We start from the raw sequence: 8312 nt of genomic DNA, 5'->3' as shown, positions 1-8312 counted from the left end.
CGCCTGTACGTAGCTTTCACACGGAACAGCAGAGCCTTTACGACGCTTCATCAGGGCTTTGCTGGTCAGGTGCGATGGAACATCGCGAAGAGCCGGCATTTCCTCCTGAGCAGCCTCAATTGCCGCGGCTGTTTCTGGAAGGACTTGGACCACCGGTGCAAGGGATTTAAGCAGCAACTGAACACGGTCCCAATCACCTGTATCGGCGATGTCTAGTAGCTCAGCCTCAGCCTTGGCCATGTAGATCAAACGCCACTCATCAGCGGTCAGGAATCCGAGAATATCGGCCGCTTCTGTCTGCGCCTCAGCAGTTTCCTCATCCGACTTTTCATCGACACCACACCACTCCTTCAAGCCAGGAGACCAGTAGAGTTGCCGGCAACGAAGATCACGCATGGTTAGCGCATATTCGAGGTAATGACGACGACCGTCCTCATCATCACGGACAAGGAAATCATGAGGATGACAGCCCTTGAACTTGTTCTTGGTCTTTGCCTTGGAGCTGGCCATCTCGCGATCCGCACCCCAGTGACGAGACCCATCCTGCTTCGCCAGATAGTCGCCTGTGGTGACGTTAAAACGCACATCACAGCTGTACATGCGGAAAGAACGCATCTTGAGCTGATCTGCAGGATCGATGAGCCCAGCCTTGACGCAGGCCTTCTCCCACCGAGCCTTAACAAAGTCCAAAAACGCTTCACGCTCACGCTTTTTCAACGGTCGGACAAACCAAAGTTCATGGGTATGCGGATGCCAACCATTTTGACCGTGTGTGACCTCGAGCGAACGAATCAGACCCTGATAGCCAAACCGCTTGCAGAACAGTCGGAAGCTGTTGCCTTCACGCAAATACTTGAACGCTTCACGCTGCTTGAGGATCAGTGAACGCAGTACATCAGCTCGCATATGCGGGAAAGTGAACGTCACCATCACAGGAGCATGTTCGCCCTGGGAATACGCGTGATCGATGGCCTGCGCAATTTCCTCACGGCGGCGCTCTTGAATCTTGGCAGCACAAACGGTGCACGCCCAAACGCTGCCACAAGTAGCCAGACCGCCGTAAAACGCTCTCTGATGCAAGGCGCTGTGATGCACCTCGACGAAGGAGCCGATGCGGTTGTGATGACAGGCAAAAGTTCGGTGAAATTTGTCGTACGCGGAAATCCCGATAGATGCAGATTCGCGAGCAAAAATTTCACGACTTTTAGCCAAGGCAAACCAACGCTCAGCCCTTGCAGCACGGGCCTTTGCGGTGTTTTCGAGATCCTCACAGGTGGTAGAGGATTTCGCATTTATACCAAGGGCCGCTTTCGCGGCCTGATCCAGCCCCCCCAAAGGAGCCCGATCAAAGGGGTCTAGAGCCCCCTCAACATCTGAGCTATGATGCATCCACGGCCTCCGAAGCCGAAAAACCTCCCTAAGCCGCCACAGCTTGTAAAGGGGGGTTTTTTTTTGCGTCCGTTTTCTTATCGAAAGTGATTAAACCACAGCACGTAAGTGTTTGTTCTGCCTCATGCCTCCGGCAGCCCTCTGGGAGCTCTCGGCGAGGCCAGGGATGCAGGGGGAAAAGCGTCCCCTACATCCCAGGCAAAGAGTAATTAAGTCGAGGTAAGGTCAAGGGTTCGCTTCGCCCGGGACTCCGTTCATCGCGACGGAGAAGCTGTCACGATGAGCCGGGGTCGCGGCCCTTGACCAACGAACCATCATCGTTGATATCACGAACGACCTCCGCGAAAGACTCCCAATCAGCTGCCGGTTTTGGATGAAGGTCCAAAGAAGCTTGGGAATCAAACCAATCACCAAGATCCTTCAGACTAGCCGGTGCCTTTCGACCAGGACCGACGCTACCCAGTAAAGAAACAGCCGCCGCACGAGCAGAGCCAATAACCTCATTCGATCGCTCCAAGCGTTCCTTTAACGACTGGACTTCAGCCGTTAGTGCCTCCACTTGAGCGAGCAAAGGTTCGTGAGATCGAGCAGCTGCAAGAAAGGCTTTCGAAGCCGTGGCCATGCCTGTAGCAAGCTTGAGTTGTTGCACCAGGTCATCAGGGGCCTCAGGAATTTTGACTAACATTTTGGTACCATTGTTCGATCTGGACAGTTATTAGAGTTTGGAAATAGTACCATTTAAAAATAAGCAGTCAACAGCTTTTGGTACCATTTTTAGCCGCCGGCGACTTGACCAAGTTATGCGTTTGGTACCGTTTTTACATACAAAAATTTCTATACCAGTCAGGATATATCAGGATAGTCGCTTGAAATCATTGGTTTAGAGACACCTGCCATTTTCCCTGTAGGCTCTAAATTGGTACCAGAATCAGCGGCTACACGAATAAAACGACGCTGATTTTCTGAGTACCAACCACCAGATAGCACCGCCTCAGTGCGGAACCGCTCAACGAGAAGCCACTTGGATGTTTTGAGCTTCCTACGACCTTTCATTTGAAGCCCCTGAGAAAATTGCGGAGGTTTTCACCTATTTGCGCACCTATAGAGCCCGAAACACTTGATACAGCAAAAAGGCAGCGCACCAATAGATGCAGATTCACCGCAATTTTCGTCGATCACTCCAATCCCCGGCAGCTCGATAGCCAATGAGCCAAGCACCCCAAGCGAGCCGTCCAAAGGTGATAGCGATAGCTAACAGTGCGACATGTAACCCAGACGAAAACCACCCAGGGAAACCCTGAAAGGACCAGCCAACGCCAAAGCTGATCACGGGCAGGAACGCGAAAAACGCAACCACAAGGTAAACACCAAAAAGGATCAGCGGACGACGCATAGGAACACTCCATGTGTGCAAAGGGACTCAGCTCAAGCGATCAACCTGGAGGAAGATCAACACTTGAGTACGGGTTTTCTCAGAAGAATTTGAACGCATGAAACGCGGCAAAAAACTGAAGCCACGACCAGACGCAGATTCCTTTTTCTGATCCAGACCGCCAAGCACGATCAGATCACCATCACGAGCCTGAACGACCGTGGAAAGCTCACGCTTCGATAAAGTAGGGGAGTCGATACCAGAGGTATTGTTGGCCTTAAAGTCGGAGATCTGCTGCTTCAGCTCCAGCTCAATACGATTCTTCATGATCGTTGGCTTGAGCTCGAAGATGACACCAGCTGAGCGGTATTTAATGGACTGCTGCGCATTGCCCTGATTGTCAAAGCTAGTGGTCGACAACGTAGGTACTTCCTCACCGACTTCTACGGTACCGGTCTTGCCATCCTTCACACGCAACACAGGCGACGACACAACGCTAAAGCGACTATCGCCAGAAACCGCAGACAGAATCGCTGAGAAGTCACCCGTGGCAATCTTCAGAACACTCTCACCAGGTGCAAGCAATGAGGTCACCCCAATATTCAGTTTTCCGGAAAGTGCGCTCAAAGCAAACTCAAAGGTATTGCCTTCAACCTCGCTTGACGTGAATTCAACAACCAGCACCTTGGCCTGAACCTCAGGCACCACTTGATCGAGGGATTCAAGAACGTAACGGACCTTTTCAACACGCTCCTGATCACCAACCAAAATGACCACATCACGAGCATCGATATTCGTTCCAAGTAGCTGATTGGCTACAGCCTGAAGACTCGCCACAGTGCGGTCATGCGGGGCATACACAGAAAAGTCGGAAGATAGTTGGCTCGCCTGACCAGCAAGCCCAGGGAGCTGGGCAGAAGGGGCACCAGTGGCATCGAATGAAAGGCCACTGAGCGAAGTCATGTGCTGTGCTTCCTTGCTCAGCGAGAAATAAATCAGTCCATCAGCAGTCACCGACTTTTCAATGCCGGCACGAGCAAGAACAGCATCAACCGTCGAAGCTAGTTTTTCTGCAGGCCAGTCCTGGACATCAAAAGTCACCAGCGGCGGATTGGTGATCACCAAAGGATCAACCGCGTAACTCTTTCCGAGCATGTTTTTATAAGTGGCAGCCAGCAGCTGGGTAGCAGGGACCTGATCCATGCGGAGGGTCAAACCCGCGCTAAAAGCATTCCCTGATAGAAAAAGAGCAAAGATAACGACCAATACACGGCTCATTTTCTGTACCCCGAGGAAGCACGAGAGACCGCAGGAAGGGTGCTGTCAAAGCTGCCGTTAAGGGCATAGGCACGACATACATCAAACGGAATAGATTGCTTGGTCCCTTGCTGTGTAAAGCAGCCACACGCCAGAGAGGGGCCATTCGATACCAAAACATCCAGCTTCGCCGGGTTAGCAAGGTTGTACTCTTGGTCATCACTGAAAAAGCACGTGAGTTTCGGAGCTACTGAAGGAGCGGTAAGGCTGTCGTAGATAGGCGCTGAAAGAGGCAAGCCATCGACACGAGGTGCGTAGGGAGATGAATCAATGGGCTTACCTGGTGCACGAACGACATGGGAAACAGGCTTGCTCTCGGGCGGCTGTTCAGCCGCGGGAGTCTTGTTCAGGTAGAAATAAATCAGCCCACCCAGGACGAGCAGCAACAAGGGCAAACCGTAGACGACAAACGGGGGGCTAAACTTGGAGTTGTGGGCTACAGCCGATTTGTACAAGCCGAAAAAAGTCTTATCCAATTTGATAATGGATTTTTTACCGTACTTGAGCTCTGACTGTTTATCCGTATCAGTAAATTTTTCAAACTCGTAGCGGGATACCCTTGAGCCGTTCCATAAACGCCAAAAATAAATATGCTTGCCTGCAAGACGGCGTACATGGGTATCCAAGAACATGCCATGCTGAGTGATTAAATGGACATCAAAACCCTTATGACGATGTGTTTCAAACTGCGAAAAATGTTCAGGCATCTCTTTGCGAGTATCACGAGGACCAAACCAACCTTGCGACTCATCAATAACGATAATTGAATTATGGGGCAAGTTGAACCATTCAGTTGGTTGGTCAAACTCAAACCAAGTCGCTTTTAGCTTATCGACTGCCAAATCAGGGATATTATGATAGTAAACAGTACGACCCGAAGAACTCGCTTCGGCATCAATTTCTTTAATCGAGTTTAATGTTTTGGAATGCCCAGGAAGGCCAGTACGAAGGACTAACATGTTAGATACCTGTCAGCTTAGATTTAGAATCTGTAATTTTGTTAATGCCATTCAGTGTTAATTTTGTCGTGATTGCAGACAAAATGATATTAATCGCAACATCAACCTTTAAAAGGCCGAGTATTTGTTGAATCTCTACAGGGAGACCCAATATATTGACCATGATTACATCAGTAGCCTCAGTTAGAACAAGATTAATACCGACATACGAAACAACACCAACTCCAAGAGCTTTAAGAACCATCTTGGCAAGTGGTACAAGAGACGCAACAAGGGCTGATATGAGAGCAAAAGGCATGATTAATCCTTAAAGACGATCATGAGACCGAGAAGAGTTGCGCCCAAAACAACAAACGCCGCAACAAAATGGGCATAGCGGCAGATATAATCAAAATCGAGCCAGTACGTGCCAAATGAAAGACTCATTGATATAGGTGCTGGACAAGCCTCTGGGAGAAAGCGTGCTTTTTGAAAAAGAGAACTAGCCTCTACAGTTTTCTCTTCGAGGTTAAATTTATCACCAGTTAGAAGACCATTAATTTTGGCTTCATCAACAGTGCTTAATTGCGCAAGTGAACAAGCTGTTTTCTTTTCTTGAGCGAGAATTGCACACTGGATTGCATCACCAGAACACTGCAAAGTCTGATCACAAGCACCACCAGATGCGCTACCCGTGCTACCAGTCCCACCCGTGCCGCCCGTACCACCGGTGCCTCCAGTACCGCCTGTGCCTCCAGTACCGCCTGTGCCACCATCACCACCGGTGCCTCCAGTACCGCCTGTGCCACCATCACCACCGGTGCCTCCAGTACCGCCTGTGCCACCATCACCACCGGTGCCGCCGGTCTCACCAGAACCATCGACAATTGGGCAGCCAGGAGACTCAATGCCAGGTGCACAGGTCATCTCGCTTGAGGACTGCGAAAGGGAATATCCGCCCCATGCTTTTGGTAAAGTATTCGAAGGAGTAACGGTGCAAGTATTGCCACTGTTTACAAACGAGTAATTACAGTGGCCAGTAGCAGAGGTGCTTCCCATATTGCCGTTAGCATCAAGTGTTAAAGAGCTATCTGAATAGCATGAATGAGTTCGTGCAGGCTTATTATAGGTACAAGCCATAGAGCTACCTTGAAGCTCTTTGCAAGCTGTATCAGGCGTTCTATCAGTTACATAAATGGTATAAGGCGCAGTCTGAACAAGGGGCGCAGAGAAACCTGAAAGAAGAACAGTATCACCAGACACACACTTAGCCTCCTTCGTAACACACATGTGTTTTTCCTTGCTCCATTCTTCATCAGGATTCAAGCAGGATTCAATTCTATAAATATACAAAACAACAGTTTTAGGAGTATCACTTTCAACAGTTTCGCTTTCATAATAGGCGCACTGATGTTCAGTTTCGTTAATTACTTGATGAAAGGAAAAAACAGATAGTTGATAACCAAGCGCGGTATTAAATTCATCAGACGAATTAGAACGCAAGTCAGAGTTTTCATATTGCTTACAAAAAGCTCTATATTGACTTGCTGTATTCATAGATGAATCAATGGTCAATTGGGTATTAGGGAATGACTCAAAGTACCAATTGCCAACTTCGTCTAACGCAAAAGAGCTATTAGCAAAGAATAGTGTAAAAAATATGAGCGCGAAAAACTTACGCATAAAGTTCACCAAAACAATAAAATAATAATTGCGATGAGGAAAACGATTAAGTAATAAGCGTTTACGTCGAACATAATTAAACCCAAAAAAAAAGGGCCTAAGCCCAGAGAGAGATTGCGCCGGGCGGGCAGCTCCGGAGTCGCTTGCCCTTGCCCGGCGCTCCTTCATTAAAGAAGGCGACGAATGTACTTGAAGCCAGCCACAGCGATCAGAACAGCAAAAACAGCAGCACCGACCAGGGCAACATCAGCCTTAGTGCCATCGAGAGCAGTTACATCAACAGCAGCGTGCGCAGACACAGAGGCAACAGCCAGAGCAGGAACAGCAAAAAGCGCTTTCAACTTAGTCATAGATAACCTCAAAGAAGTTTTTTTAAAGCAAAAAACCCAAAAACAACCAAAAAGATTTCTAAGGTGTGATCCTTAAGTAGTTGGTAGTCCTCGGGCGTTAATTGCTGCTGAGCAACAATTTCTTGAGCTGTGAAGACTTGCAGATCACCACTGCAAGACGGGGGGGACGTCATAACGATCCAAGAGCCCTCACAGCCAAGAAACGTGATCACGCAGCCTGACCAATTTTCGAGCCCTTGGCCTCCGAAAGCTTCAGCTCGAAATGCGGACGGTTTTCCTTGATCGAAAACGCAGCAGGCACATCGTAGGTGCCAGGATTCAGGGCCTTGTCGGAGAACAGATCACAGGCCTGAGGATGCTTAACGCCAGGGAGAACGACGTAGCACGCCAGAATGAAGTAAGGGGTGTTGGACTTCGAAACGCCTGATTTCTTGATGCCTTCAACTTCGACCTTGAGTTCCATGCTTGGTAACCTTCTCGTGTTGGTGTGTTTTCGTGTCACGGGAACCGCCGTGATCGAGGCAAATCCTAACACGACAGCACGAAAAAACAACAACACTTTGACACGAAAACACGAAGCACCACTTTTGACACCCACTTCGGGTGATGACACAGGAAAAGGTATTGCAGAATGACCAAAGAAAGACTGAAGAACGTCGGCATCACCCCTGAGGTCTGGAAGGAGCTCAAGCTGATGACCATCGAGCACGACTGCACGATGACCGAAGCGGTGGCCGATCTACTGAAAATTGCCAGGGAGCAGAAAGAAAATGATCGAGCAGCTAAGCCAGCTGGAAGAACACGCAAAAAGCCAGGGGATGAGCCTGGCTGAGTGGATTCGCGAAGCGCGGGAGACCTACAAGCAAGCCTCAAGACACCGGATGTTGTCAGCGAGCACGGAGCTGGCCAACACGGCGTATTCAGCAGACTCAGGGTCTAGCCCTGAAGCAGCTAGAGCAGCCGTGTAGACCGAAACAAGAGCATCGTAAGCGCCGAACTGGTCAACGAGATTCCATTGGGAAAGCTCAAGCCAGAAAGGCGCCTGTACGTAGCTTTCACACGGAACAGCAGAGCCTTTACGACGCTTCATCAGGGCTTTGCTGGTCAGGTGCGATGGAACATCGCGAAGAGCCGGCATTTCCTCCTGAGCAGCCTCAATTGCCGCGGCTGTTTCTGGAAGGACTTGGACCACCGGTGCAAGGGATTTAAGCAGCAACTGAACACGGTCCCAATCACCTGTATCGGCGATGTCTAGTAGCTCAG

General features: G+C 49.6%; 12 protein-coding genes. 1 reads left to right on the top strand and 11 read right to left on the bottom strand.

What is annotated here, in order from left to right; all coding sequences use genetic code 11:
- The 10 genes from ASC85_RS25995 to ASC85_RS25955 all read right to left on the bottom strand — a co-directional run.
- On the bottom strand, positions 1-1389 hold a 1389-nt coding region (locus ASC85_RS25995; RefSeq protein WP_082534499.1), incomplete at its 3' end, for a protein rep.
- Positions 1390-1663: 274 nt separating this feature from the next.
- Positions 1664-2074, bottom strand: coding sequence for a hypothetical protein (locus tag ASC85_RS25990; protein ID WP_057451931.1), 411 nt, complete (start codon positions 2072-2074; stop codon positions 1664-1666).
- A gap of 158 nt (positions 2075-2232) precedes the next feature.
- Positions 2233-2442 (bottom strand): hypothetical protein, encoded by a 210-nt coding sequence (locus ASC85_RS32385; protein WP_156395713.1) that lies wholly within the window; start codon positions 2440-2442, stop codon positions 2233-2235.
- A gap of 103 nt (positions 2443-2545) precedes the next feature.
- Entirely contained in the window at positions 2546-2782 is a 237-nt protein-coding gene (locus ASC85_RS25985) for a hypothetical protein (RefSeq protein ID WP_057451930.1), read from the bottom strand.
- Positions 2783-2809: 27 nt separating this feature from the next.
- On the bottom strand, positions 2810-4039 hold the full coding sequence (locus tag ASC85_RS25980) for a type II secretion system protein GspD (RefSeq protein WP_082534498.1): 1230 nt from the start codon (positions 4037-4039) through the stop codon (positions 2810-2812).
- Positions 4036-5037 (bottom strand): zonular occludens toxin domain-containing protein, encoded by a 1002-nt coding sequence (locus tag ASC85_RS31730; RefSeq protein WP_082534497.1) that lies wholly within the window; start codon positions 5035-5037, stop codon positions 4036-4038. The genes ASC85_RS25980 and ASC85_RS31730 overlap by 4 nt, the downstream gene beginning before the upstream one ends.
- A gap of 1 nt (position 5038) precedes the next feature.
- On the bottom strand, positions 5039-5335 hold the full coding sequence (locus tag ASC85_RS25970; protein WP_057451927.1) for a DUF2523 domain-containing protein: 297 nt from the start codon (positions 5333-5335) through the stop codon (positions 5039-5041).
- Positions 5336-5337: 2 nt separating this feature from the next.
- Entirely contained in the window at positions 5338-6699 is a 1362-nt protein-coding gene (locus ASC85_RS32770) for a virulence factor TspB C-terminal domain-related protein (RefSeq protein ID WP_156395712.1), read from the bottom strand.
- Positions 6700-6866: 167 nt separating this feature from the next.
- Positions 6867-7049 carry a major capsid protein gene (locus ASC85_RS25960; protein ID WP_057451925.1) on the bottom strand — a complete coding sequence of 61 codons (183 nt, stop codon included), beginning with the start codon at positions 7047-7049 and terminating at the stop codon, positions 6867-6869.
- 208 nt (positions 7050-7257) lie between these two features.
- Positions 7258-7512, bottom strand: coding sequence for a hypothetical protein (locus tag ASC85_RS25955; protein WP_057451924.1), 255 nt, complete (start codon positions 7510-7512; stop codon positions 7258-7260).
- A gap of 168 nt (positions 7513-7680) precedes the next feature.
- On the opposite strand from ASC85_RS25955, the gene ASC85_RS25950 reads away from it, so the two are divergent.
- Positions 7681-7881, top strand: coding sequence for a hypothetical protein (locus ASC85_RS25950; RefSeq protein WP_057451923.1), 201 nt, complete (start codon positions 7681-7683; stop codon positions 7879-7881).
- 24 nt (positions 7882-7905) lie between these two features.
- Here ASC85_RS25950 and ASC85_RS32525 read toward each other — a convergent pair.
- A partial coding sequence (locus tag ASC85_RS32525; RefSeq protein ID WP_162254894.1) for a hypothetical protein occupies positions 7906-8312 on the bottom strand: 407 nt, incomplete at its 5' end.

The organism is Pseudomonas sp. Root401 (genome assembly GCF_001425105.1).
Taxonomy (GTDB): Bacteria; Pseudomonadota; Gammaproteobacteria; order Pseudomonadales; family Pseudomonadaceae; genus Aquipseudomonas; species Aquipseudomonas brassicacearum.
Note: the sequence above shows the minus strand (reverse complement) of the source record. Positions and strands in the feature narration are given on the sequence as shown.